Annotated in this window: 25 protein-coding genes and 1 pseudogene; 10 read left to right on the forward strand and 16 right to left on the reverse strand. The window is 67.4% G+C overall.

Annotation, left to right across the window (positions count from 1 at the left end):
• Positions 1-48 precede the first annotated feature (48 nt).
• The gene (locus tag ACIBGM_RS43510; RefSeq protein ID WP_396388896.1) at positions 49-1,257 is read left to right on the forward strand and encodes an ROK family protein; all 1,209 of its coding nucleotides are present in this window, start codon (positions 49-51) and stop codon (positions 1,255-1,257) included.
• Between the two features lie 112 nt (positions 1,258-1,369).
• The gene (locus tag ACIBGM_RS43515) at positions 1,370-2,707 is read left to right on the forward strand and encodes a family 43 glycosylhydrolase (RefSeq protein ID WP_396388897.1); all 1,338 of its coding nucleotides are present in this window, start codon (positions 1,370-1,372) and stop codon (positions 2,705-2,707) included.
• Between the two features lies 1 nt (position 2,708).
• On the opposite strand, the gene ACIBGM_RS43520 is transcribed toward ACIBGM_RS43515, so the two are convergent.
• The gene (locus ACIBGM_RS43520) at positions 2,709-3,137 is read right to left on the reverse strand and encodes an Lrp/AsnC family transcriptional regulator (protein ID WP_360532070.1); all 429 of its coding nucleotides are present in this window, start codon (positions 3,135-3,137) and stop codon (positions 2,709-2,711) included.
• A 121-nt stretch (positions 3,138-3,258) separates the two neighbouring features.
• Between ACIBGM_RS43520 and ACIBGM_RS43525 the strand changes: the two genes are divergently transcribed.
• From ACIBGM_RS43525 to ACIBGM_RS43535, 3 genes are all read left to right on the forward strand, one after another.
• Positions 3,259-4,431 (forward strand): aminotransferase class I/II-fold pyridoxal phosphate-dependent enzyme, encoded by a 1,173-nt coding sequence (locus ACIBGM_RS43525; protein WP_360532067.1) that lies wholly within the window; start codon positions 3,259-3,261, stop codon positions 4,429-4,431.
• A complete protein-coding gene (locus tag ACIBGM_RS43530) occupies positions 4,428-5,705 on the forward strand; it encodes an amidohydrolase family protein (protein WP_396388898.1) in 1,278 nt (425 codons plus the stop codon). Before ACIBGM_RS43525 ends, ACIBGM_RS43530 begins: the two co-directional genes overlap by 4 nt.
• A 269-nt stretch (positions 5,706-5,974) precedes the next feature.
• Positions 5,975-6,376: a hypothetical protein gene (locus ACIBGM_RS43535; protein WP_396388899.1), complete on the forward strand. Its 402-nt coding sequence runs from the start codon at positions 5,975-5,977 to the stop codon at positions 6,374-6,376.
• Between the two features lie 7 nt (positions 6,377-6,383).
• On the opposite strand, the gene ACIBGM_RS43540 is transcribed toward ACIBGM_RS43535, so the two are convergent.
• Genes ACIBGM_RS43540 through ACIBGM_RS43550 form a run of 3 tightly spaced genes read right to left on the reverse strand, consistent with a single transcriptional unit; the run spans position 6,384 to position 9,455 of the window.
• Positions 6,384-7,658 carry an ABC transporter substrate-binding protein gene (locus ACIBGM_RS43540; protein WP_396388900.1) on the reverse strand — a complete coding sequence of 425 codons (1,275 nt, stop codon included), beginning with the start codon at positions 7,656-7,658 and terminating at the stop codon, positions 6,384-6,386.
• 25 nt (positions 7,659-7,683) lie between these two features.
• Positions 7,684-8,508, reverse strand: a complete 825-nt coding sequence (locus ACIBGM_RS43545; RefSeq protein ID WP_360532055.1) for a carbohydrate ABC transporter permease — start codon at positions 8,506-8,508, stop codon at positions 7,684-7,686.
• A complete protein-coding gene (locus tag ACIBGM_RS43550) occupies positions 8,505-9,455 on the reverse strand; it encodes a carbohydrate ABC transporter permease (protein ID WP_396388901.1) in 951 nt (316 codons plus the stop codon). Before ACIBGM_RS43550 ends, ACIBGM_RS43545 begins: the two co-directional genes overlap by 4 nt.
• 215 nt (positions 9,456-9,670) lie before the next feature.
• On the opposite strand from ACIBGM_RS43550, the gene ACIBGM_RS43555 reads away from it, so the two are divergent.
• Complete coding sequence (locus ACIBGM_RS43555; protein WP_396388902.1) at positions 9,671-10,705, forward strand: LacI family DNA-binding transcriptional regulator; 1,035 nt, start codon at positions 9,671-9,673, stop codon at positions 10,703-10,705.
• Positions 10,706-10,729: 24 nt separating this feature from the next.
• On the opposite strand, the gene ACIBGM_RS43560 is transcribed toward ACIBGM_RS43555, so the two are convergent.
• Positions 10,730-10,879, reverse strand: coding sequence for a hypothetical protein (locus ACIBGM_RS43560; RefSeq protein WP_396388903.1), 150 nt, complete (start codon positions 10,877-10,879; stop codon positions 10,730-10,732).
• A 215-nt stretch (positions 10,880-11,094) separates the two neighbouring features.
• Here ACIBGM_RS43560 and ACIBGM_RS43565 point away from each other — a divergent pair, with 215 nt between their 5' ends.
• Positions 11,095-11,685, forward strand: a complete 591-nt coding sequence (locus tag ACIBGM_RS43565) for a TetR/AcrR family transcriptional regulator (protein ID WP_360532046.1) — start codon at positions 11,095-11,097, stop codon at positions 11,683-11,685.
• A gap of 210 nt (positions 11,686-11,895) precedes the next feature.
• Here the strand turns inward: ACIBGM_RS43565 and ACIBGM_RS43570 are convergent, their stop codons facing one another.
• Positions 11,896-12,483, reverse strand: coding sequence for a LysR substrate-binding domain-containing protein (locus ACIBGM_RS43570; RefSeq protein ID WP_396388926.1), 588 nt, complete (start codon positions 12,481-12,483; stop codon positions 11,896-11,898).
• A 62-nt stretch (positions 12,484-12,545) separates the two neighbouring features.
• Here ACIBGM_RS43570 and ACIBGM_RS43575 point away from each other — a divergent pair, with 62 nt between their 5' ends.
• A complete protein-coding gene (locus ACIBGM_RS43575) occupies positions 12,546-12,860 on the forward strand; it encodes a chorismate mutase (RefSeq protein WP_360532043.1) in 315 nt (104 codons plus the stop codon).
• 662 nt (positions 12,861-13,522) lie between these two features.
• On the opposite strand, the gene ACIBGM_RS43580 is transcribed toward ACIBGM_RS43575, so the two are convergent.
• The gene (locus tag ACIBGM_RS43580; RefSeq protein WP_396388904.1) at positions 13,523-14,143 is read right to left on the reverse strand and encodes a TetR/AcrR family transcriptional regulator; all 621 of its coding nucleotides are present in this window, start codon (positions 14,141-14,143) and stop codon (positions 13,523-13,525) included.
• 133 nt (positions 14,144-14,276) lie between these two features.
• Here ACIBGM_RS43580 and ACIBGM_RS43585 point away from each other — a divergent pair, with 133 nt between their 5' ends.
• Positions 14,277-14,705 carry a hypothetical protein gene (locus tag ACIBGM_RS43585; protein WP_360532038.1) on the forward strand — a complete coding sequence of 143 codons (429 nt, stop codon included), beginning with the start codon at positions 14,277-14,279 and terminating at the stop codon, positions 14,703-14,705.
• A gap of 16 nt (positions 14,706-14,721) precedes the next feature.
• Positions 14,722-15,708, forward strand: coding sequence for an alpha/beta hydrolase (locus tag ACIBGM_RS43590; protein WP_396388905.1), 987 nt, complete (start codon positions 14,722-14,724; stop codon positions 15,706-15,708).
• A gap of 78 nt (positions 15,709-15,786) precedes the next feature.
• On the opposite strand, the gene ACIBGM_RS43595 is transcribed toward ACIBGM_RS43590, so the two are convergent.
• From ACIBGM_RS43595 to ACIBGM_RS43635, 9 genes and pseudogenes are all read right to left on the reverse strand, one after another.
• The gene (locus ACIBGM_RS43595; RefSeq protein ID WP_360532032.1) at positions 15,787-16,173 is read right to left on the reverse strand and encodes a hypothetical protein; all 387 of its coding nucleotides are present in this window, start codon (positions 16,171-16,173) and stop codon (positions 15,787-15,789) included.
• Positions 16,174-16,280: 107 nt separating this feature from the next.
• Positions 16,281-17,291: a TIGR03621 family F420-dependent LLM class oxidoreductase gene (locus ACIBGM_RS43600; RefSeq protein WP_396388906.1), complete on the reverse strand. Its 1,011-nt coding sequence runs from the start codon at positions 17,289-17,291 to the stop codon at positions 16,281-16,283.
• A gap of 316 nt (positions 17,292-17,607) precedes the next feature.
• Positions 17,608-18,903 (reverse strand): NAD(P)/FAD-dependent oxidoreductase, encoded by a 1,296-nt coding sequence (locus tag ACIBGM_RS43605; RefSeq protein WP_360532026.1) that lies wholly within the window; start codon positions 18,901-18,903, stop codon positions 17,608-17,610.
• Positions 18,904-19,045: 142 nt separating this feature from the next.
• Positions 19,046-19,477, reverse strand: coding sequence for a DUF3995 domain-containing protein (locus ACIBGM_RS43610; protein WP_396388907.1), 432 nt, complete (start codon positions 19,475-19,477; stop codon positions 19,046-19,048).
• Positions 19,478-19,538: 61 nt separating this feature from the next.
• Positions 19,539-20,024, reverse strand: a complete 486-nt coding sequence (locus ACIBGM_RS43615) for an RICIN domain-containing protein (RefSeq protein WP_360532020.1) — start codon at positions 20,022-20,024, stop codon at positions 19,539-19,541.
• Between the two features lie 39 nt (positions 20,025-20,063).
• Positions 20,064-20,471: a hypothetical protein gene (locus ACIBGM_RS43620; RefSeq protein WP_396388908.1), complete on the reverse strand. Its 408-nt coding sequence runs from the start codon at positions 20,469-20,471 to the stop codon at positions 20,064-20,066.
• Positions 20,468-21,070 carry a DUF2867 domain-containing protein gene (locus ACIBGM_RS43625; protein ID WP_396388909.1) on the reverse strand — a complete coding sequence of 201 codons (603 nt, stop codon included), beginning with the start codon at positions 21,068-21,070 and terminating at the stop codon, positions 20,468-20,470. Before ACIBGM_RS43625 ends, ACIBGM_RS43620 begins: the two co-directional genes overlap by 4 nt.
• Before the next feature lie 302 nt (positions 21,071-21,372).
• A pseudogene (locus tag ACIBGM_RS43630) lies at positions 21,373-22,582 on the reverse strand (acyl-CoA dehydrogenase family protein).
• The gene (locus ACIBGM_RS43635) at positions 22,582-23,883 is read right to left on the reverse strand and encodes an acyl-CoA dehydrogenase family protein (protein WP_396388910.1); all 1,302 of its coding nucleotides are present in this window, start codon (positions 23,881-23,883) and stop codon (positions 22,582-22,584) included. Before ACIBGM_RS43635 ends, ACIBGM_RS43630 begins: the two are co-directional and overlap by 1 nt.
• Positions 23,884-23,906 lie beyond the last annotated feature (23 nt).

Below are 23,906 nucleotides of genomic sequence, written 5' to 3' on the forward strand. Positions count from 1 at the left end.
TTCGTCCGGAGGCTTGTCGGAAAAACCCGCGGTTCCTACAGTGCGCTCATGCCGAGTCGCGCCGGAGTTCAAGCCTTCGTCCGGCGAACTCATGAGGAGCGGGTCCTGGGCGCCCTCCGGGAGGGCGGAGCGATGAGCAGGGCCGAGATCGCGGAAGTGGTCGGGCTGTCGCGGTCGACGCTCTCGGAGATCACCGGCAGCCTGCTGCTCCGCGGCGCCATCGTGGTCGTGGACACCGACGCGGGGCGCCGCACGGGCAGCGGGCGGCCGGCCGAGCGACTGGCACTCGACCCGGGCTCCGGCCAGTTCATGGGCGTCGACTTCGGCCATCGGCGGGTGCACGTCGTGGTGGCAGACGCCTCGCACGAGATCCTCATGTCGGGATCGGCGCCGTACGAGAGCGACACCGCCTGGCCGGCCCGGATCGAGCGGGCGTTCGGGCTGATCGATCGGCTGAGCTCCGAGGCGCGTGTTCACCTCGGCGCCCTGCAGGGCATCGGGATCGGCGTGCCCGGCCCGCACCCAGGGCCTCCGACCGCCAGGCCGCGCCACGTCGGCGACTCGGCCGGTCGTGGTTCCGCCGACGGTGTGGACGCCGCCTTCGTTCACCGCTTCGACGCGCCGGCGATCGTCGACAACAACACCAGGCTGGCCGCGCTGGCCGAGGCCATCAGCGGCGACGACCCGGTCGAGGATCTCATCTACGTGCGCCTCGGCGACGGCGTCGGCGGCGGCCTGGTGGTAGGTGGCCGACTGGTCACCGGCTCGGACGGCCTGGCCGGCGAGCTCGGTCACGTGACAGTGCAACCGGACGGTCGGCAGTGTCGCTGCGGCAAGCTCGGCTGCCTCGAGACTGTTGCATCCGTTCCGGCCATCCTCGCCGCCTGTCGGGCCGGCGGCGTACTGGTCGACAACCTCGACGACCTGCAGGCAGCCGCCGCGCACCCGAGCCCGGTCGTCGAGCAGGTACTGCGGACTGCGGCGGCCGCGGTTGGCCGAGTCGCTGGACGGTCCGCGATGGCGCTGAACCCGGCCAGAATCGTGATCGGCGGCGGGATCACCCGGGTTGCGCCGGTCATCGTTCAGCAGGTCACCGCCGCGGTCGCCGACGAACTGTTTCCCAGTGGCGTCACTCCCCCGTCCGTCCGGGCCGCCGAGCTCGCGGAGGAGGCCGGCGCAGTCGGCGCACTGGCAGCCCTGTTCCACAACAGCCCACTACTGGTCGGCTACCCCCAAGCTGACACCCTTGCTCGCTGACGAGCCCGGTTCGAGATCCCTTTTTGTCGGCTGTTCACCGTCGAAATGAACGTCGTTAGCGTGTGCTTTCCGCAGGGCACGGGAGCCCAGCACGACGAAGGAGGATTCGCGGATGACCAGCAACGAGAGCGGGTCGCACGTCGGTCGACGTACCGTCATGGCCGGTATGGCCGGATTGGTGGGCGCGGCCGCACTGCCCCCGGTGACCGCGGCCGGCGATCCCGGAATCCAGTCGGCGGGGCGCACTTCGATGCGCCGCTACCCCTCGCCCTGGCCTGAGCTCGAGCCCTACGGCCTGGCCGACACCCGGCCCGAACTCTGGCCGCGGGAAGACAACTCCTTCGTCCTGCCACTCGAGCTCCGCCCGCGCGACGACGAGCTCGGGCGGGTCTGGATGCGTGACACCTACGTCAACTGCTTCCTTGTCGACGGCAGACCGCAGTACGTCGCCACGGGCACGACGCGCGCCCCAGGTGTCAGCGGACCCGCGCCCTGGAACGACGGCCTCTTCGTGTGGGTGTCGAGCTCGCTCTCCGGTCCCTGGCGCCTCGCCGACACGACCGGGATCCGGCCGGACGTGGAGAAGGGCAAGGTCTGGTCGCCCGAGTTCGTCGGTGAGAACCGGTCCGGGCGAACTGTCGTCGCTCCTTGGCAGGAGTACTGGTACGACGAGCAGTTCGGCAAGCGGGGAGCCGTGTGGGCTCCTGAAGTGCACTTCTTCCGTGGCACCTGGTACATCGCCGCCTGCATGGGCGACCACTCCCGCAAGGTCGGCTCTTTCCTTCTGGTGAGCGAAGGTGGGGTGGAGGGCCCGTACCGTCTTGCCGAGGGCAACGTCGACAAGCCGTTCGGGGACTCCTTCATCGGAGGGCCGGCGTTCATCGAGCCCGGCGCCTACCACCACATCGACGGCAGCATCTACACCGAGAACGACGACGCCTGGCTGGTGCTCCACAACGACCTGTACGCGAGATTCCGGGACGACATGGAGGACATCATCCCCACCACCGGCCTGCCGAGGTTCCAGCAGCGCCCGTACGAACCCGAGCCGTATCTCGAGGGCGCGTACGTGTTCAAGTACGGCGGCAAGTACTTCCTCCTCCACGCTGCGTGGAACCGGACCTCGACGAACGCGGACGGCACCACCCGGAACGCCTACGACCCGGCCGGGCCGGGGAGGGTTCAGTATCACTACGACGCGATCATGGCGGTCGCCGACCACTTCGAAGGCCCGTACTCGAAGCGGTGGACCGCAGGCGTCGGCGCCGGCCACAACAACATCTTCCAGGACGCCGGTGGCCGGTTGTGGGCGACGTTCTTCCGCAACCCCCGGTTCGGCTACTGGTCCGACCCATCACGCCGCGACAAGGCGACCGTCCCGGGCGTCGTCCGAATGGAGTGGACCGGACCTACGACCAACCGTCTCTACGTACAACGACCGAGACACTGAGCTACAGGGTCTTCATCGTGACGTACGTCGTCACGGTGGCGACGGCGGGCAGGCTTGCCAGTTGGTTGGCGTGGAAGTCTTCGTACGCCGAGAGGTCCGCGAGCTCGATCTGGAGCAGGTAGTCGAAGTTGCCGGTGACGTGGTGGCAGTACACCACCTCCGGCAACTCGACTACTGCCTGCTCGAACGCGACCACGTCGACCCGGGCATGCCGTACCAGCCGGACGCCTGCGATGACGCGCAGACCACGTCCGATCGCGGCCGGATCGATCAGCGCCCGGTAGCCGCGGATCACGCCAGTCTCCTCGAGCCGGTGCACACGCCGCAGACAGGGCGACGGCGACAGCCCGACGCGCTCGGCGAGCTCCGCGTTGCTGATCCGCCCGTCCCGCTCCAGTACGGCGAGGATCGCCCGGTCCACATCATCCATGGGCAGATTATTGCGCGCGAGCGACATCTACCACATCATCTACGCGGCTTCACGGAGCAATTTGCTGCCAAAGTTGCGCTGATCCGCGTCTCCCGCCGGATCCCTAGGTCAGGCTGTCCCTATGACCGGGACCTCCACAATCGCTGTTCATGCCGACCGCGATATCCATCCGAGCCGCGCCGTGGCACGGCCCATCTTCCAGACGGCGACGTTCTGGGCCGAGGACGGCGAGCAGTTCGCTCAGGTCGCCGTCGATCGCCGGGGCCACGATTTCTACACCCGCTACGGGAACCCGAACCATGCGCAGGTCGCGGCCGTGGTCGCCGAGCTCGAGGGCACCGAGGCGGCCATGGTCACCGCGTCCGGGATGGCCGCGCTGACTACCGCCGTACTCGCGCTGGTGTCCGCCGGCGACCACGTGATCGGGCAGCAGTCGACGTACGGCGGTACGGCGTCGGTGCTGATGAACCTCCTGCCGCGCCTCGGTGTCGAGACCACTCTGGTCGACCAGACCGACCCGCAGGCGTTCGAGAAGGCGCTGACCCCGCGGACGCGGCTGATCCTGGTGGAGTCTCCGAGCAACCCGCTGTTGCAGATCACCGACCTGCGCGCGGTCGCGGACCTCGCCCGCGCACACGGCGTGCTGACTCTTGCCGACAACACCTTCGCAACTCCCGTCAACCAGCGACCGGTTGCCTTCGGCATCGATCTGGTCTGGCACAGCGCCACGAAGTACCTGAACGGCCACTCCGACGTCTCGGCCGGAGTACTTGCCGGAGCTGCGGAGGTCCTGGATCGGATCTGGGACGTCGGCGTGCTGACCGGCGCTGTCCTCGGACCGATCGACGCGTGGCTGCTGCTCCGCGGCCTGCGGACTTTGCCGCTGCGGATGGAACGGCACAACGCCAACGGTCAGGCACTCGCAGAGGCACTGAGCATGCATCCGGCAGTAACCCGCGTGCACTATCCCGGCCTGGCCGGCCATCCGCAGCACACGTTGGCGAACAGTCAGCTGAGCGGGTTCGGGGGCGTCCTGGCGATCGAGCTCGCCGGCGGGTTCGAGGCAGCAGATGCATTCCTTGGCCGGCTGCGGTACGCCCGCCGGTCGGCCAGCCTCGGCGGCGTGGAGTCACTGGCCGTCCATCCGGCCTCGATGTGGCGCGGGATGCTCAGCCAGGAGCAGATCGCGGCCTCGGGAGTCCCGCTCGGCCTGGTTCGGCTGGCCGCAGGTACTGAGGACACCGCGGACCTGGTCGCCGACGTACGCAACGCATTGGAGGCGGTCGACCGATGAGGAGCCTCATTACCGGCGGCATCGTGGTCACCATGGATCCGGCCATCGGTGATCTCGACCGGGGCGACGTACTGATCGAAGACGGCGTCATCGTCGCCGTGGCCGAGCGGATCGAACGACCGGACGCCGAGGTCATCGACGCGACCGATCGGGTCGTGATGCCCGGGTTCGTCGACACTCACCGGCACACCTGGCAGACCGCGTTCCGCGGCGTCGGCGCGGACTGGACGTTCGCCGACTACGCGACCGTGATCCACGGGATGCTCAAGCCGCAGTACCGGCCCGAGGACGTCTACCTCAGCAACCTGTTCGGCCGGGTCGACGCCTTGCACTCCGGCGTGACCACGATGCTCGACTGGTTCCACGCCGCGCAGACGCCCGAGCACGCCGACGCAGCAGTCGCCGCGCTGCGGGACGCGCCGGGGCGGTCGATCTTCTGCTACGGCGCGGGCTACCGCACCGACGACTCCATCGACAGCGAGGTACGCCGGATGCGCGCGCAAGTCCCCCACGACGGCCTGCTGACCATGGCACTCGGGCTCCGCGGTCCTGACGAGACCACGATGGACAACGTCGCCGCCGACCTGAAGCTCGCCGACGAACTGGGCCTGCGGACCAGCGTCCACGTCGACGGACTCGACGGCCACCGCCCGATCGCCGCCCTGCGCGAGCACGGTCTGCTCCGGGACACCACGACGTACGTCCATGCGAACGGTCTCAGCGACGAGGAGATCCAGCTGATCGCCGACAGCGGCGGCTCGGTCTCGATCAGCCCGGACGTGGAGCTGAAGATGGGCTTCGGCCAGCCGGAGACCGGCCGGATGCTCGCTGCCGGTATCGCCCCGACCCTGTCCCCTGATGATGTGCCCGCGGTCGCAGGTGACATGTTCGCCACCATGCGCACGGCGTACGCCGCTCAGCGAGGCATCGACGGCGGGCTCACTTCCCGAGACCTGCTCACGTTCACCACAGTCAACGGTGCGGCAGCATGCGGGCTGCCAACCGGCAGCCTCACCCCGGGCAAGGCCGCCGACGTCATCCTGCTGCGCACCGACGATCCAGCCGTCTTCCCATTCAACAATCCGGTCGGCACCATCGTCACCGCAGCCCACCCCGGGCTGGTCGACACCGTCCTGGTCGCCGGCCGAACGGTCAAGCGCGAGGGACAGCTCGTCGACATCGACCTGGGCGCCTTGCAGACCCGGCTCCTGGACTCCCGCAACCGCATCGCGACCGCAGCCGGCTTCCCACTCAACGGCACCTGGCACCGGTGACGACTGTTGTCACCCTCTCAGGGAGCAGAGGGGATGCCTCGGTGGCGCAACCTCGCAATCAAGGAGCTCGGAATGACCCCCTTCACGTCAGGTCGGCTTCCGTGTTGGCCTGAACCCGTTGCCCTGGGTCCTGACCCCCGAGGGCTTCAACCTGACCGAAGCGGTCTTGCGGATCCCTCGCCGGTCGCTGAGAAAGGAACAGATGAACGGGTACACCGAACTGTTCGACGGACGGACACTCGACGGCTGGTACGCCGTACCACGCACCTATGACGCGATGTGGCCAGGCGGACCGTCCGTACGGCGGTGATGCGCTGCTGCCGAAGGTGGTTGACGGTGTCGGCGTGGCCGCCGAGGCCATCACATCCGAAGGTGTCACCCCGGCCCTGCACCCCCACGTCGGCAGCACCATCGAGACCGAACCCGAGATCCGTGCGGTCCTGGACGCCGTACCCGCATCGATTCTGTCCTTCGGGCCCGACACCGGTCACCTCGCCTGGGCCGGTACCTCAAGGACGTCCACCTGGCCCAGGCGCAGGCCGCCCGGGACGCCGACGCGAACTAGCTGGCTCATCGTCGAGGTCGACGTCCCCGAGGCCGAGACCAACCTCGCCTCGACCCAGCTCTCTGCTCAGTGGATCACTACGCACCTCGGCCCGGAGGTCTTCTGATCGTTCGTCAGGTGCCGGCCTGGTAGTCGGCGTCCATTGCCGTCAGCACCTTCTCCGGGGTGGACTGCCCGCTGAAGATCTCCTGGAGGCCGCTGAGCATGGTCTGCTGGACCTTCGCGTTGGGCCAGAGCTGGTCCATGAACGGCACGGTCCGGTCGTCGGTGATGAACTGCGAGAGTTCGGTCAGCGACGGGTCCGGAGTGAACCCGGTGTCCGGCAACGTGGGCAGGCCGCCCTGCTTCTTGACGAACAGGTTCATGCCCTCGGGCGACATCACGTAGTCGACGAACTTCAGCGCGAGTTCCTTGTTCTTCGCCTTCGCGTTGACGCCGTAGCCGGCGCCGGCCGCGGCCGGGACCAGAGCCGTGGCCGGGTCGTCCGTCGCAGGCAGCGGCTTCCAGGTGAACGTGCCGGACGGGTTCTTGCCCTTGAGCAGGGCGATCACCCAGTTGCCCTGGACGAGTCCGAGCGTCTTGCCGCTGGCCGCCAGTGTCTGGCTGGCCTCGTAGTTGGTGCCGAGCGGGTTCTTCTGGAAGCAGCCGGTCGCGTTCATTTCCTGGTACTTCGCCATCGCCGTCGTCCACGGAGAGGCAGCGAAGGTGGCCTGGCCTGCCTGCATCTTCTTGTCGAAGTCGCGGTCGGGGCCGTAGACGGTGGTGGCGACCAGCGCGTACAGAACCAGCTGGGTGACCCAGTTGTCCTGAATTCCGAGTGCGAAGGCAGGTGTGCCCTTGGCGGCGGCTGCCTTGCAGAACGAGAGCAGTTCGGTCCACGTGGTCGGTGCGGTCAGCCCGGACTTCGCCAGCGCCTGCTGGTTGTAGACCGCGCCGATCCCGTTCAGGCCGAACACGCCGTTGTAGGTCTTCCCGTCGTACTGCGCGACCGTCTTGACCGCGTCGGGCAACTTGGACGCCCACGGCCGGTCGGACAGATCGAGCAGGTAGCCCGGTTTTGCGAGGACGTAGGTGGCACCGGGGTTGCCGTTCCCCGGCCAGACCGACATCACGTCGGGTGCGGTGCCGGACGACAGCTGGGTGCGGATCTGCTGCTGGTACTGGTCCGCTCCGGCGGTGGTGAAGTTGACCTTGACGCCCGGGTTGGCCGCCTCGAACGCCTTCACGACGTCCTCGATCGACCCCTGGTCGACCGAGGCCAGCGACAAGGTCTGGGACTCGCCGCCGGAGTCGCCGCCGGACGCGGCCTTGGTACCGCCGCTGCAGGCGACCAGTGCGAGGGTCGAGGCGATCGCGACCGCCACGGCGGGCAACGTACGTGTCTTCATGGTGTCTCCTGGTGAGAAGTGAGTGTCATCCCTTGAGCCCGCCCGCGAAGCCGCTGATGATGCTGCGCTGCAGCGCGAAGTAGACGGCCAGGATCGGGACGATGCTGATCGCCAAGGCGGCGAAGATGAGGTTCCAGTCGGTGACGTACTGGCCGACGAAGCCGGCGATCGCGACCGGCATGGTCTGCTGGGTGCTGCCGCTGAGGTACAGCAGCGGGGTGAAGAAGTCGTTCCAGACCGACACCGCGTTGAGCACCAGCGCGGTGACCGTGATCGGCTTGAGCATCGGGAAGACGACGTACCGGAAACCCTGCAGCGGCGTGCAGCCGTCGATCAGCGCGGCGTCCTCGAAGTCGCGCGGCAACGCCCGCAGGAAGCCGATGTAGAGGAACGTCGTGAACGGCACCTGCAACCCGGCGTAGAACAGGATCAGCGCCCACGCTGTGCCGAGCAGCCCGAGGTCCCGCATCGTCTGGTACAGCGGCAACGCGGCAAGCTGGAACGGCAGCACGAGGCCGAGCATGATGAGCAGGAACGTCACGCGCGACCAGCGTGCCGTTGCCCTCGCCAACGGATATGCGGCCAGCGACGAGACCGCCAGCACGATCACGACGCTCACGACCGTCACCAGCACACTGTTCATCAGCGCACCACCGAGTGCGCCCTGCTGCCAGGCCTGGCTGAAGTTGTCGAAGGTCGGCGAGGACGTCGGACGGATCGGTGACGACGTGTCCGACGGCGCCCGGACCGCCAGGTTGACCAGGACGTAGATCGGGAACCCGACCACGAGGGCCACCCCGACCATGACCAGTTCCAGGCCGAAGGTCCGGAATCGGTAGCGCCGCTTCACGATGCCGCCCTCTCGTTGCGGGCCAGTACGACGTACTGACCGCTGGCGGCGATCGCCACGATGATGGTGAGGACGACCGCGAGCGCGATGCTGTAGCCGAACTCCCCGAGCGTGAAAGCGTCCTTGTAGATCAACGTCGAGATGGTGTCCGTGGCGTGCCCGGGGCCGCCGCCGGTGAGCGCGTAGACCTGGTCGAACAGCTTGATCCCGCCGATGATCGACAACATCAGGTTGATGGTGAACGCCGGCGCGAGCAGCGGCCGGGTGACCGACCAGAACCGTCGTACCGGACCGGCCCCGTCCATGTCCGCGGCCTCGTAGATCTCCTGCGGCACCGACTGCAACCCGGCCAGGAAGATCACCATCGAGTAGCCGCCGAACTGCCAGACGATCACCGCGACGATCGACCACAACGCGAGCTGCGGATCACCCAGCCAGTCCTGCCGCCACGAATCCAGGCCGACCGCGCCGAGCAGGCTGTTGACCGCACCGTCCGGGCCGAGCAGGTTTCGCCACAGGTAGGCCGTCACGATCGGGGTCACCACCGCCGGAGCGAACAGGAAGACCCGCAGCACGTTGCGCGACTTGATGGCCGAGTTGACGCCGAGTGCCAGGAGCAGGCCGAAGCCGTTCTGGATGATCGTGATCGACACGGCGATCACGAGCGTGTGCCAGACCGCCTGGCGTGCGTCCGGATCACGCCAGAGTTCCGCGAAGTTGTCCAGGCCGACGAACGCGAAGTCCGGATCGAGGCCGTTCCAGTCGGTGAAGGCGTAGTACACGCCGCGCGCGCTCGGGATCAGGACGACGAAGGCGAAGAGCACCATCGCGGGCAGCGCGAACCACCACGGCGGCGCGGTCCGCCGGCGGACCGGAGGGTTGCGCTCGCGGCGGCCGCGCGGCGCGTACGCCGACTTCGCCTGGTACTTACTCGGGGCAATGGTCACGTGCTGGATCCCGCCTTCATGAAACGTTTCAAAAAGCCGCCGGAGACCGCCTGCGGCCTGCGCGTCAGGGAGTGGGTAACGTTTTACAAATCTTGCTGCGACTGTAAGAGCCGTCGTTCCGGGGCGTCAAGATGTCGGCGCTGCGACCTGGCGATTTGCCGCATTCGGTCACTTACACTCATCAGGCAACGTTGCCCAACATCGAGGGAGAACCGATGGAGCCGGTCACACCGCCGCGACGAGTCACCATCGTCGACGTCGCACAGCACGCGAAGGTGTCGACGACTGCGGTCTCCAAGGTGCTGCGCAACGCCTACGGCACCAGTCCGACCATGCGCGCGAAGGTGCGCAAGGCGATCGAGGAGCTGGGCTACCGGCCGTACGCCGCGGCCCGGGGTATGCGCGGCCAGACCTACACGATCGGCGTCATGCTGCCCGACATCCGCAACCCGTTCTTCCCCGAGATCCTCGACGGCATCACCGATTCGTTCCAGGACACCGACTACCAGGTCCTGCTCGGCCCGGGCTGCAACGGGGTCGCCGCCGAGGCCCGGGTCACCGAGGCGATGGTCGACCGCGGCATGGACGGCCTGGTCCTGATCGCGCCGGTCTCACCCCGCTCGCACCTCGAGCGCATCGCCGGCCTGGTGCCGACCGTCGTCATCGGCCGGCACGGACCTTCCGCCGCCTACGACACGGTCACCGACGACGACCTCGCCGGCGCCGCGCTCGTCATCGATCACCTGACCGGACTCGGTCACCGCCGGATCGCCCACATCGAACATCACGAGACCGACCCCATCCGCCTCATCGAGATGCCGAACGCCGTCCGAGCCGACGGCTACCGGCAGGCAATGCACGCACACAACCTCGCCGATCAGATCGACATCGTCTCCACCACCTACACCCAAGAAGGCGGCTACCTCGGCGCGCAGCAACTCCTCGCCCGGCCGCAACGCCCCACCGCGATCTTCGCCGGCTCCGACTTCACCGCCATGGGCGTCCTGGACGCCCTCGCCGAAGCCGGCCTCTCCGTCCCCGGCGACATCTCCCTCGCAGGCTACGACAACACCACCTTCGCCGCCCTCGGCCAGGTCTCCCTCACCAGCGTCGACCAGGCCGGCCACCACATCGGCGCCAACGCGGCCCGCCTCCTCCAGGACCGCATCACCGACCGCCACCGACCCACCACCCAGATCAAGCTTTCCCCCACCCTCATCCCCCGCCGCACCACCGCTCCCCCACCATGATCCAAGCGAGCCGCGCAGTTACATCTACTTGAGCTCGGCCGAGGTTTTTCCGAGGAGTCTGCGCGCCACGATGAGTTGCTGGATCTGCTGGGTGCCTTCGAAGATGTCCACGATCTCGGTGGCGCTGAGCTGCGTGACCGGGTCAACACCGCCGATTTCGCATCTGACCTGCACGTCTACTACTCATCGACAGCCACCGATGACCGATGATTGTCAGCGTTCGACGGAGCAGTCACGGAGCAGGACCGAGCCGGTTCCAGCCCGCCGCGACCCACCGGACTGGTCGTACAGGGCCTTCGAACCACTCGCGGACCGCGCGATCTATACGATGTCGTATAGTTAGCTGACAATGCGATGTGGAGACGGCGAAAGGTGAGGTGGAGCGCGGTATGGGTGCGACGACGCGGACGCCGCGCGAGCGCTGGATCGAGGAGGGGCTGCGGGTCCTCGGCAACGGTGGGCCGGACGCGGTCCGGATCGAGACGCTGGCGAAGAACCTCGGCGTCACCAAGGGTGGCTTCTACGGCTTCTTCGCCGACCGCAACGCCCTGCTCGAGGAGATGCTGGACACCTGGGAGCGGGAGAGCATCGACGAGGTGATCGACCGTGTGCACCAGGAAGGCGGCGACCCGAAGACCAAGATCCAGCGGGCCGGCGTCCTGACCTTCTCCGACGAGCGGCTGCGGCCCATCGATCTCGCGGTCCGCGACTGGGCGCGCCGAGACCCCGCGGTTGCCGCGCGGTTGACCCGGGTGGACAACCGCCGGATGGACCTGCTGCGCGAGATGATCGGCACCTTCTGTACCGACCCGGACGAGGTCGAGGCCCGCAGCCTGATGGCGTTCTGCGTCGCCATCGGCGAACACTTCCTCGCCGCCGAGCACGGCCCCCGCACCCGGGCCGAGGTCATCGCCCGCGCGGCCGACCTGCTGCTCGACCGCAAGCGCCCGCAGATGAAACTGGGCCGGCAGGCGCCATGAGCGGCACCGGAACGATTCGCCGCCGGGGATCGGTATAGCCGTCGGCGTGTGTCTTGGTGTGTGTGCATCGGCCTGTTGGTGGTCGACAACCTCGGCCTGACGCTCACCTTCGGCGTGGCGATCGGCGCGGGACTGGGCGCCGCCGTCGAGTCGGCGACGAAGTGTCGCTGAGGGGACGACCACGATTCCGCGCCGCACTCCAGCGGGTGATCAACCCCGTGTCATCCGACGGTTAGCGTGTGAGGCCTTCGCCCGTGCAGCGAAGTTGATTGCCGCGGCGGATGGGTTCTGTTTCGGGAGCACGATCGCAAAGGTCCACCAGGCGGGCCAGTGGGATGACCACTTCCGGCCTCGGTTGGGCCGTCGAGCCGGCAGGATGCTGACTCCGCAGCCCGCGGCGACCGGGCCGACGATGGTCTGCAGTTGATCTGCCTCCGGCGTGACGGTGGGCGCAAAGTCGCCGCGCCTGCACGCTGCGGTGATCTCGTCGTACAAGCCGGGACCGAGAGTACGCAGGAACAGCACGATGGCGTGACCCACGCGTTGCACAGTCACACCGACGAAGCATTCGCTAGCGGTCCGATCTCCACCGACCGAGAACCACCGAGTTTCCACGCCCCCGACCGGCGCGATGGCCGACAGCCACAACTTGCCAACGGCACCCAACTCTGGAACGCCCACCGGATCCGAGCCCGCACACTCAGCCTGCGCGGCGAACACGACTTCTGGTCCCGCCCCTCCGACCTCACCTCCCAACCGCCCAGGGAAAGGCAAGACCCGCTTCGTCCCGGAACTCACCAACTGGCTACGGTGACGTCATCGCCAACGTAGCGCCGAAGCTGCCCAGAGATTGGGGTTCCGTGTCCGAGTTGAGCTCGCTCGCTGAGATCCGCGGCCGCATTGACGAGCTGGACGAGCAGTTGACCGATCTGCTGGCCAGGCGTCAGGACTTGGTGCGCGCCGCCGCGGCCTTCAAGAAGGACGAGCACGCCGTTCGCGCACCCGACCGCGCCGATGCGGTGATTCAAGCCGCCCGGAGGCGTGCCACCGCCGCGGGTTTGTCGCCCGATGTCGCCGAAGCCATCTGGCGCGCGATGATCCAGGCCTTCACCGAATACGAACTCGCACGTCACCGCGAAGAGGAAGGCGCACCGCGCGGCAACGCCACGGACTGAGCCGTGCTCGCCCCGGCTGCCCGCGCCACGACGACGCGGGTCGCGGGAAGCTCCACCGGTCGGGCAGAGCCGGTTGGACGGCGGTGCAACAGCGCTCGGCCGAGCGGTGCTGCATCTGATCAATCTGCGGGACAACCCCGCGGGGCTCCTGGCGCGACGACGATGTGACGTATCTGGACCTGCGGCCGGATCAGCGGCCTGGCCGTGATACTCCACGTCCCCGCCGGCGGGATGAACATCCTCAACTGTCTGACTGTCACCCCAACAGGCCCCCGGTCGGCCGGACCCTGTGGAACGGGTATCGCGTCAGGTGGTTCGGAAGCCTTCAAGGGCCATGAGGAGTCGCTCGGCATCGACAGGCGAGACGGTGGCGCGAAACCGATGCTGCCGCGTTCGTCGGCACGAAGACCTCCTCGCCCCGCCGCTTTCAGTCATCGGCGCGTAGTCGGCGTACAACTCCGGCTGCGCATCGCCACCGCCGCTGACAGGAGCTCTGCCGGCCCGCTGTAGGTGGTCGCATCCTCGACGAGGGCGTGCCCCACTAGCCGAGAGCTACGTCGGGTTCGGCACTCGATCGAACTCCCTCCCCGCCCGAGCAGGTCGTCGTGGCGCTCGCGCAGGAGCGCAGGTCGCCCCGAGGACGAGGTTGCCATGGATCGCCTTCATCGAGGCGGAAGCCCGAGCAGTCCGCGTACCGCTCGCTCCGTGATCTCCTGATCCTGCGAGTGACCGCGGACCGCGGTCGTGACCCCTTCGAGGACGCCGAGGTAGGCCGCGGCGAGGGCGCGAGGGGAGGGGCCTGGCGGGATGCTGCCGGCCCGGCGTCCGCGGGTGATGAGTTTCACCAGCTCCTCCTTCAACGGCTCGATCATTCCGCTGAGTGCCGCTCCGACGGGATGATCGCGGTCAGCGAACTCGATGCGCAGGCTCATCAGGACCGCGGCGATGTCCCGGCGGCAGTATCTGGCGTGAGCCCGCGCGGTCCACAGCAACCGCTCGGCCGGGTCGGCGATCTCCTCGGCCGGCTCCCCCACCTCGGCGCGCCAGGTACTCCCGACCCATTCGACCACCGCCAGCGCGAGCTCCTCCTTGTTGGCGAACAGGTGGTAGACCGCGCCGCGGGTGTAGCCCGCCTCGCGGGCGATGTCGTCCAGGCGAACGTTGGCGTAACCGTCGGTGGAGAATCCTCGCGCCGCCGACTCCAGCAGGCGGCTCCGCGTCAACTCGACGCGCTCCGCCTGCGTGCGGCGGCGACTCCCGGACGGGCTGGTCGGATTCGGCATGCTCCCCTTCCGTTCAATCTCACTCCGGAGCGGCGATACCAAATTTAACATACATACGCGTACGAATGTATGATGCTTCCGCGGAACCACCAGGGCGAACCGTCCGGCCACTGACAAGGGAGCTGATACCCGGATGCAGTTGACAGCAATGCGAGTTGGCGCAGCCGCCTGGATCTTCACCGGCTTCGTGCACGACGTCCTCGAATTCGCCCTCCCGGGCGATCCCGAACTCAACGAGACCATGCGCGGCTCAGTCATCGAGATAGGCCCCATCTCCATGAACGCGGAGTCCGTGAATCGGGGTGTCAGCCTGGCGATGGGTCTCGCGATGATCGTCGTCGGGCTCCTCCTGCTCATGATCACGCAAGCACTCAAAACCCAAGCGCATCAACTGCGGCCCTTCGGTGTCGTCGCACTGATCGCCACCGCCTGCACGCTCACCCTCGCCTTGGCGTTGATCCCCGGACCGCCAGTCGCGACGTTCTCCGTCGCAGTCGTTGCCTTCATCGTGGCACTGACTGCGAAGACCAGCCCACGGCCGCACCCCCACGCGGCAGAGTGACGACCAGGAGCCAACCATGCCGAGTCCGACGAACACTCACGGCCCGGATCTGCTGACCGAGCGCCAGGTCCGGGTCGGGGAGCGGACGATCAACGTCGCCGAGGGCCCCGGCAACGGGCCGGCCGTCGTGCTGCTGCACGGTCAGGGGTCCAGGTGGCAGGACCACCGGCGGGTGCTGCCCGCGCTGGGGGCGGAGCATCACGTCTTCGCGATCGACATCCCCGGCCACGGAGCCTCAGCCGCGGTACCGCCGTCGTCGTACACCCTCGCGGACATCGGGGTTGTGCTCGCGGAGACCATCGAGCAGGTCGTTGGACGAGCGGCGATCGTGTCCGGCCACTCTTCAGGCGGACTGCTCGCACTCTGGATCGCCGCCAACCGACCCGACCTGGTCCGCGGCCTGCTCCTGGAGGACCCTCCCCTGTTCTCCTCGGTCCTCCCTAGGGGCGAGAAGACCACCGGGGGAACACTCCACCGGATCGCCGCCGCCTACGTCCGGGAGCGCCCACACACGAGCTTCCAGCGCTACTACGTGGAGCACAGCAACTACTTCGCCTTCTTCGGCCCGTTCGCCCGTCCGCTCACCAAGTACTCCCTGCGCTGGATCGACCGCCACCCGGGCCAGCCGTTGCGGATCTGGTTCCTGCCGCCGTTGATCAACGTCTACTTCGAGGGACTTGTTCACTACGATCCGGCCTTCGGCGCCGCCTGGGACACGGAACAGTGGTACGGCGAGTTCGACACCGCCGTGGCACTCGCCGCAGTCGACGCGCCTACCGTTCTGATGCACACCACCTGGTGGCAGGACCACCACGCGACGTCCTACAACGACGCCGGCGTACTCATGGCCGCCATGGACACCGACGATGCCGCGCGGGCGGCAGACCTGCTGCCCAACGCCGAGATCGTCACCGTGAGCTCGGGGCACCTCGTACACTTCGAACGCCCCAAGGACTACCTCGCCGCCTTCAACCGCCTGACAGACCGCATCACCCGGCACTGAAGCCCCCGCCGTCAAAGGCGTCCCTCGCGTACGTAACTGGACTGCAAACGCCCGACCAGCAGGACATCGGCCGAGTCGTCAGGCCATTCCTGTCTCCCACCGGCCACAGGCGACCGCGACGGAGCCTTCGCTGATGCAGACTCGCACAGTCACCGCGGTACCCTCGTGGAGATCGAACTGGACCTTCTTGTAGCTGCCATCGCCGTTCGATGTCGTGAATTTCCAGTCGAAGTGGCCCGAGGCGCCGAACGGCTCGATGTCGACCTGGAGCTGAGCGGAGTGGCCGTCGGCGCAGTCGTCGTACACCCAGAAACTGTCGCCGTACGCTACGAATCTGCCATGGGCGGAGAGATTGTCGAGCGCCGGGCAGTCAGAGCTGCTGATCTCCGCTGTCGGCGTGTCGACTCCGGCGGCCGCCACTGTCGGCACTGAGGCGACGATCGCGACGGCGGCGACCGTGGCCACGCCGGCCCGTCGAACAAGGCCTCTGAGGCGAGCGAGCGTCGGGCGCTTCTCGTGCGTGTGCGTCGAATGACCTCCATGAAGTCAACGGCCGGAACGGTGCAGCGGGATCACCCCTGCAGGCGCTCGACGACGGGGCCGAGGGCGTGCATGAACGGTTCCTGGACCGTGAAGTAGTTGAAGCCGTACTGCTCTCTTCGCTCATGGAGTTGATCAGCGATCTGATCTTCGGTCCCGATGAGCAAATGGGGCGTTTCGAGGGCCTCGTCGACAGTCAAGGTCCGAAGCTGAGTACTGACCAGCTTCTCCGCGGCGGCGCGCCGGTCAGCGGTCACGAGGACCAGCTGCACGATCGTGTTCAGATCCATGCCGGGGAACCGGTCCCCCGCCGCCTGCCGCACGAACCGCGCCCGTTCCTGGGTCTCCCGGGCCGTGCCGAGCCGGACCGCACCCAACGGCGATCCCTTGATCTGATGGGTTCCGGAGATGCTGACTATGTCCGCCTGCCGCGCCGCCAGCTCCAGCACGGTGTCGCCGGTGCCGCCCACGAGTAGCGGCGGCCCGAGCCCACCGAAGCCTCGAGACTGCAGCGGGGCGAGAATCGGCAGATCCAACATCTCACGCAGCGAACGCTGCTGCTCGTACCCCTGGCCTCCGAAAAGCCTGCTGAGCTCATCGATCGTCGCCTGCAGCCGGTCGGTCCGAGTGGTGAACCGATCCCATCCGATCCCCGCTTCCTCGTTCTCCCAGCGCACGTATCCGGCACCGAGACCGACCTCCAGGCGTCCACCGGTGAGCCGGTCGACGGTGGCGATCTCGCGGGCGAGCACGTGGGGATTCCACAGCGCGGTGTTGAGGACGAACGTGCCAACACGCAGCCGAGTCGTGGCATCAGCCGCCGCGGTGAGCACCGGAAAGGGCGCCGGCATCCCCAAATGGTCGGCGGCCAGCACTATGTCGAAGCCGTACCGCTCGGCGGCGCGACACTGCTCGACGAGCTCCTTTCGAGACCGGATCCCCAGCACACTGAATCCAAACCGGAAATCTCGCAACGGACTCCTCCTCAATGAATCAGGGCCCTCGCGGCCTATTCCATACGATGGCGTATATATGGAGCCCAACCTTTTCTATACGGAGCCGTATAGATCACTGGGCTGTGACGGCTGTCCCACCACTGGTGGGCTCACCGATCTGGGCCTTCGACTCGAGGGAAGTGGCCGGCGGGACCGAGAACATCCAGGCCTGCAAGGTACGGATCGTCGACGGCGACTGGTACGAGATCGATGCCGGCTACCGCGATCGGCGTCGCGAAATCGTGCAAGGCTCGATGCCAAGTCGGACCTCGAATTGCCGAAGTGGCGCCGAGGCCAGTCCGAACCGAGTACAAGAACCGCGCCAGCGGTTCCGCACGACTCAGCCACCTCGCCGCCACTGCCGTCAGGTGACTTCCTGCCGAGCGGTACTGCGAGTCTCGTGAGCGGAGGGCGGCAGGGAGGAGATGTCGCCGACGATCGCGCCCGTTCGGCGGGGCCAGAGGAGGTACTGGTAGGCCAGGTTGACCAGGGTTCCGATGCGGTTGCGGCCACCGAGGAGGAACCAGATGTGGAGCAGCACCCAGGTTGCCCACGCGATGGTTCCGGTGATCCGGGGCCCGATGGACAACTGGACAACGGCGGCCCGGTTGCCGATGGTTGCCATGGTGCCCTTGTCCCGGTAGCGGAACGGCTGGGCGGCCTTGCCTCGCTCGAGCCTGGCGATCTGGCGTGCCGCGTGCTTGCCCATCTGCATCGCGGGTTGCGCAAGCTGCGCCATCGGATCGGCCGGATTGATCGCCGCGTCACCGACCGCGAAGACAGTGCCGAGGCCTGGAACGCGAAGGTCGTCGTCGACGACGATTCGTCCGCCACGGCCGGTCGGCAGCCCCCACCCGTCCTCCGCGCCGCCGGTCATACCAGCGGCCCAGACGACCAGGTCCGCCGGCCAGGTCGAGCCGTCCTTCAGATCGACACGGTCCTCGTGAACCGAGGAGATCGCCGTAGTGAGCCGGACATCGACGCCGCGCTTGATCAGCTGGCGGTAGGTGTAGTCCTGCAGACGTTCGTCGAATGGTGCCAGGAGAGCGCCGGCCATCTCGACCAACGTGACCCTGACACGAGACTCGTCAAGCTCCGGGAACGCCTTGGACACCATGGATTGCTTGAGCTCGGCGATCGCACCAGCCATCTCGACCCCGGTAGCACCGCCCCCGACGACGACGATGTGGAACTCGTCGGCTCCGGGACCTGACTGACCGGCGAGCCTTTCGAGTCCGCCGAAGATCCTGTCCCGTACGGCGAGCGCATCCGTGCGGGTGTACATCGACATCGAGTGATCGGCCGCCCCAGGGACACCGAAGTGATCGGCGACCGTTCCGATGCCGACGATCAGGTAGTCGTACGGGATCGGCGCACCGGCGTCGACCAGCACCTGCCGGCTCGTGCGGTCGATGCCGAGCACGGTCGCCCGCCGGAACCGGACCTTATGCCGAGCGCTGAGGTGCCGCAGTGGGTACGTGATGTCCCCCGCGTTCAGGCCACCGGTCGCTACCTGGTACAGCAACGGCTGGAAGGTGCTGTAGGGGTGCTGATCCACCCAGGTCACGTCGACATGTGCACGCGAGAGCTGGCGGATCGCCTGGACGCCGGCGAAGCCGGCTCCCAGCACCACGACCTTTGGCCGCTCTTGACTGGTCATTGTTCCTCCATTCAGTACCGATGATCTGGTCAGACGTGGCGCCAGGGAGCAGAGGCGCTCCCAGCGGCGATCAGGGTGAAGATCTGGCAGGACCACTGCCGGGTCCTGGCCGAGTTGGTCGAAACCACATCTCGAGCGAGCGCTAACGGGCGATCGCTGCTACAGCAACTGTCGTGGCGAGCAGGCACAGCCCGAGACACAGCGGTGAGTCGAGGATGGAGTTCCATCGCCGGAACTCGGCGGCCCGGCCAGAGTTCATGAAATAGCCGCCGACACCGCGGCCGAGCATCACCAGGACAAGGCCGAACATGCCCGTGTGTTGGAGCCAGTCCGGTCCGATCCCGGGAAGGGTGTCGTTGACCATGAGGGTGAGCGTCGCACCGCCGAGCAGTGCGACCCCGACAAGCGCCGACAACAGCGGTGGCGGCATGTCGCCGCTGTCACTGCCGTAGATCGCCTTGCTGAAGGACACCTGGTCGCGCCAAGGCCAGGGCGTGACCGCCCAGACGAAGTGAAGAAGGCCGATCACGACCAGAACGAGCACGAGGATGCCCGGGACCACGCTGCGGATCATCAGCAGACCTCTCTACGGCGAGGGAGCCGGACGCCGGCGTCACGGCTCCCTCGGCGATCATCTACGGGGTTGTCGAGTGCCACTCGTAGTACGACCAGTCGAACGAGCTGTCGCTCTTGTCGCTGTAGACGGCGCCGGCTGTCGGGCTCGTCCGCAGCAGGCTGATCAGATCTCGGTTGATGATGTAGCCGGGGGTTCTCCAGAGCTGGCCGCGTACGTCGTTGTCGGTGCTGCAGCGACTCGTCCACACTGCGTTGACCTGGCTCTTGTAGTCGGTCATGAGGCACTCGCCGGTCGCGCGGTTCTTGAGGCGGTAGTAGCCCTGTTCGTCGCCGCCCGCCCACGTCCACTGCTGATACCAACTGCCGTTACAGGACGAGACGAACACCGTCCCGGTCTTGCCACCCGTCAGACAGGTGCGCGAATGCTCGTTCTTGTACGCGTAGTAGGGAGCTGCCTGAGCCGGTGCCGCAGTGAGTCCCGAGGCGATCGCGACGACTGTTACGGACAGCGCCGACCCGGCGATGCGTCGCAGAGGTTGTGTCATGGCGCCAAACACCTTTCCTGAGTGGACATTTCGTGAGAATCAAGCCGCGCCCAGCACGGCACCGACGAGGTAGAGAAGAGTTGCGAGCGCGAGACCGGTACTTGGCACGCTGAACCAGTAGCGGACGCTGGCGAGGAGCATCGCCAGCAGATAGGCTGCACCGACCACGATCAGGTACGGCGATTCGGACACCATCTCGTCGTGCACGAGGGCGAGATAGCTGTACGTCAGCCCGAAGACCAGCGCGCCGAGGGCATGGCTGGCGTTGAACCCGACCCACAGCCGTAACAGGTTCGTCGCGTCGGACAACGGGACCACGGACACCGAGAGACGCTTGCCCAGATCGTCGTCAGGACTCAGCTTCGGGCTCGCGTACAGCAAGGTCAGATGCGCTCCCCCGAGCAGGGCCACGATGATCGCCGCGACCGCGACGAGTGCCCCACTCACCGGACCGGACTCACAGCGCCTGCGACGCTGCCCCATTCGCGTTCCATCGCGCGCATCAGTGCCGGATAGACGATCCAGTAGCGGAACGGCGCGATGGCGGACATGTACAGGCGACCGAAGAATCCGTTCGGCCGTACCAGCACGGCCATCTGGGCGTGGTACCGACCGTCCCCGTCCGGCACCCACCCGATGTGCATCACCCCATGCATGGTCCGGTTGGCCATCTCTGCCGCCCACTCGTCCTGCAGCTGGTAGAGCGGTGAGAACGGCAGCCCGGTGAACTCCGGCCCCGACGGCCCGTCGCGCAGGTCGTCCGGCAGCCGATCGCGCAGGGAGGGAACCCTTGTCGTCAGGCCGTGCTCCGGGTCGTCCCAGCCGAACAGCTCGCCGAGCTTCCAGCGGATCGCCCACAGCGCACGAGCAGGCCAGGCCCAGTTTGCCGACGGGTCGTTCGTACCCGTGACGTCCGCGACGAAGAGCCGGAGGTCGTCAGGACCACCGGGTGTCGGCAGCCGCCAGACGTCCTCCAGAGTGAAGTCCGGCGTGATCTCGTGGATCCGCCAGGGCCGCGCAGTGTGCTCCGACTTCGGAATCCTCATCTATATCCGCCCAATCCATACGATTGCGTATAGATGGAGCGTAATCCCATCTATACGGCTGCGTACAGATAGCAGTCCTGTGACACCCGTCGCAGGTCCGCGCGGCGTACTCGCGGCCGGCCGAGTCGTGATCTGTGCGATGTGACTTGGCTAGTCACCGGCGTCGACCGACGACTGGAGCGACTTGCCGGGCGGTTGACGGAGCAGTCACGGAGCAGGGCGGATCAGAGCCCGGAAGTCGATAACCTCGACAGCGGTCCCGATCTGCTGTGATAGTCCACTCAGATCCCTTGCAAACAAGGCTATTTCAGCTCAGCAGATGTCTTGCCGAGGAGTCTGCGGGCGACGATGAGCTGCTGGATTTGTTGGGTGCCTTCGAAGATGTCCAAAATTTTGCTGTCTCGGGACCATTTTTCGAGGAGGTGGTGTTCGGAGTAGCCGAGGGGGGCGGTCAGTTCTACGCAGCGGAGGGTGATGTCGTTGGCGGTGCGGCCAGCTTTGGCTTTGGCCATGGAGGCCTGGAGGGAGTTGGGCCGGCCGTTGTCGGCCATCCAGGCGGCCTGGAGGGTGAGGAGGTAGGCGGCTTCCCAATCGGCTTCCAGGGTCAGGTACGTCGCTGCCGCCGCCGGCTGCAGGTGGACGGGGCGGTCGTAGTCGATCTCGACGCCGGCCTCGGACAGCATCGAGCGGGTGAGCTCCAGCGACGCCCGGGCCACGCCGACCGCCATCGCGGCGACGAGTGGGCGGGTGTTGTCGAAGGTCTGCATGACGCCGGCGAAGCCTTTGCCGGTGTCGATGCCGGGCGAGCCGAGCAGGTTGGCCGCGGGCACCCGGCAGTCCTCGAAGCGGATCGTGGCGGTGTCGGAGGCGCGGATGCCGAGCTTGTGCTCGAGGCGTTCGACCGTCATCCCCGGGGGTGTCCTTCGGTACGACGAACGACTTGATCGCAGCGCGGCCGAGCGACTTGTCCAGCGTCGCCCACACCACGACCGCGTCGCAGCGGCCGCCGGCGGTGACGAAGATCTTCTCGCCGTTCAGCACGTAGGAGTCGCCGTCGAGCCGCGCCGTGGTCTGGATGTTGGCCGAGTCGGATCCGCAGTCGGGTTCGGTGATCGCCATCCCGGCCCACACGCCCTCGAAGCGCCGGAGCTGCTCGTCCGACGCCACCGACGCGATCGCCGAGTTGCCGAGTCCCTGCCGCGGCATCGACAGCAGCAGCCCGACGTCACCCCAGCACATCTCCATGACCGACAGCACCGACGACATGTTCGACCCGTTCACGACACCGTCGGCCGCCTCGACGGACCGCCGTACGCCGGAGGCCCCGGCGCCCGAACCGGTGCCCGAGGCACCCAATCCGTCGACCACCGCGGCGAGCATGTCCAGCTCGACCGGGTAGGCGTGCTCGGCCAGGTCGTACTTGCGCGAGTTCGGCCGCAGCATCTCGGCCGCGACCTGGTGCGCCTGGTTGACGAAGGCCCTGAACTTGCGAGGGGTTTCGAGGTTGATCATCAGACCAGCACCGCACCTTCCATGACGCCGATGGCCCGGAGGTCGCGGTACCACCGCTCGACCGGGTGCTCCTTCACGAACCCGTGTCCGCCGAGCAGCTGCACGCCGTCCGTCCCGATCTGCATCCCCTTGTCCGTGCACAACCGCCGTGCCAGCGCGACCTCGCGCGCGAACGGAAGCCCTTGTTCTGCACGCGATCCGGCCCGGTACGTCACCAGCCGCATGCCCTCCAGCTCGATCCCGATGTTCGCGACCATGAACGCCACCGACTGCCGATGGCTGATCGGCTCACCGAAGGCGACCCGCGAGTTCACGTACGGCGTCACGTAGTCGAGCACCGCCTTCGCCGCACCAAGGGACAACGCACACCACCCGAGTCGCGACAGCCGCACGCACTCGGCGTAGTCCTCCACAGTCCCCAACTGCACAGCCGGCACGTCCTGCAGGATCACCCGACTGAGCGACGCAGCCCGCAATCCCATCGACGGCTCGGCCTCGATCGTCACCCCAGGATGATCGGACTCCACCAGGAACAACGCCGGCCGACCGGACTCCGACGCAGCCGCGATCACGAACAACTCGGCCTCGGCGCCCCGCGGCACCAACGACTTCACCCCGTTCAGCCGCCCACCAGCGAAGGTCGTCTGCAACGAGAACGGATCGAACAGCGGCCGCGGTTCGAGAATCGCCAGCGCCGCCGCCGGCACCGACGACCCGGTGAACGCCGGTAGGTACGTCGCCTGCTGCGTCTCGTCGCCCCACAGCGAGATCGCCGTACTCACCGCCGCCGGCGCCAGGCACGCGACGGCCTGACCCAAGTCACCGTGGGCCATCGCCTCGGCCACCAGTACGCCGGTCATCGCCGACCGCTCGGTGACGATGCCGCCGAGCTCCTCGGGTACTTCGATCAGACTCAAGCCGAGGTCCGCGGACGACGAGAGCACCTGGGCGTCGGTCGCGCACGCCGTGTCCGCGGAAGCGGCCGCCGGACGCAGCACCTCGGCCGCGTACTCGCGCACGACCTCGACCACCATCTGCTGGTCTTCGGTCGGCGTCAGGTCGAACCGCCCGGTGCCGCGGGCCGCGGGCAGCCGGGACGGCTTGGCCAGCTTCGACGCCGCGGTGAACCGGCGGGAGCACGCGCCGGCCGTCCGGAATCCGGTCTTGGTCGCCTCGAACACCGCCCGCTCGGCCGGCTTTCGCAGCCCGAGCCGGTCGATCGCCCGCGAGTTGGCCAGCCGGTTCAGCAGCGCCACCCCGACCCCGATGGCGTCCCGCCGGCTCTTCAGCACAAGACTCATACCGGCCACTGTAAACCGAAGTT

The sequence above is a fragment of the Kribbella sp. NPDC050470 genome, assembly GCF_044458365.1.
Lineage (GTDB): Bacteria > Actinomycetota > Actinomycetes > Propionibacteriales > Kribbellaceae > Kribbella.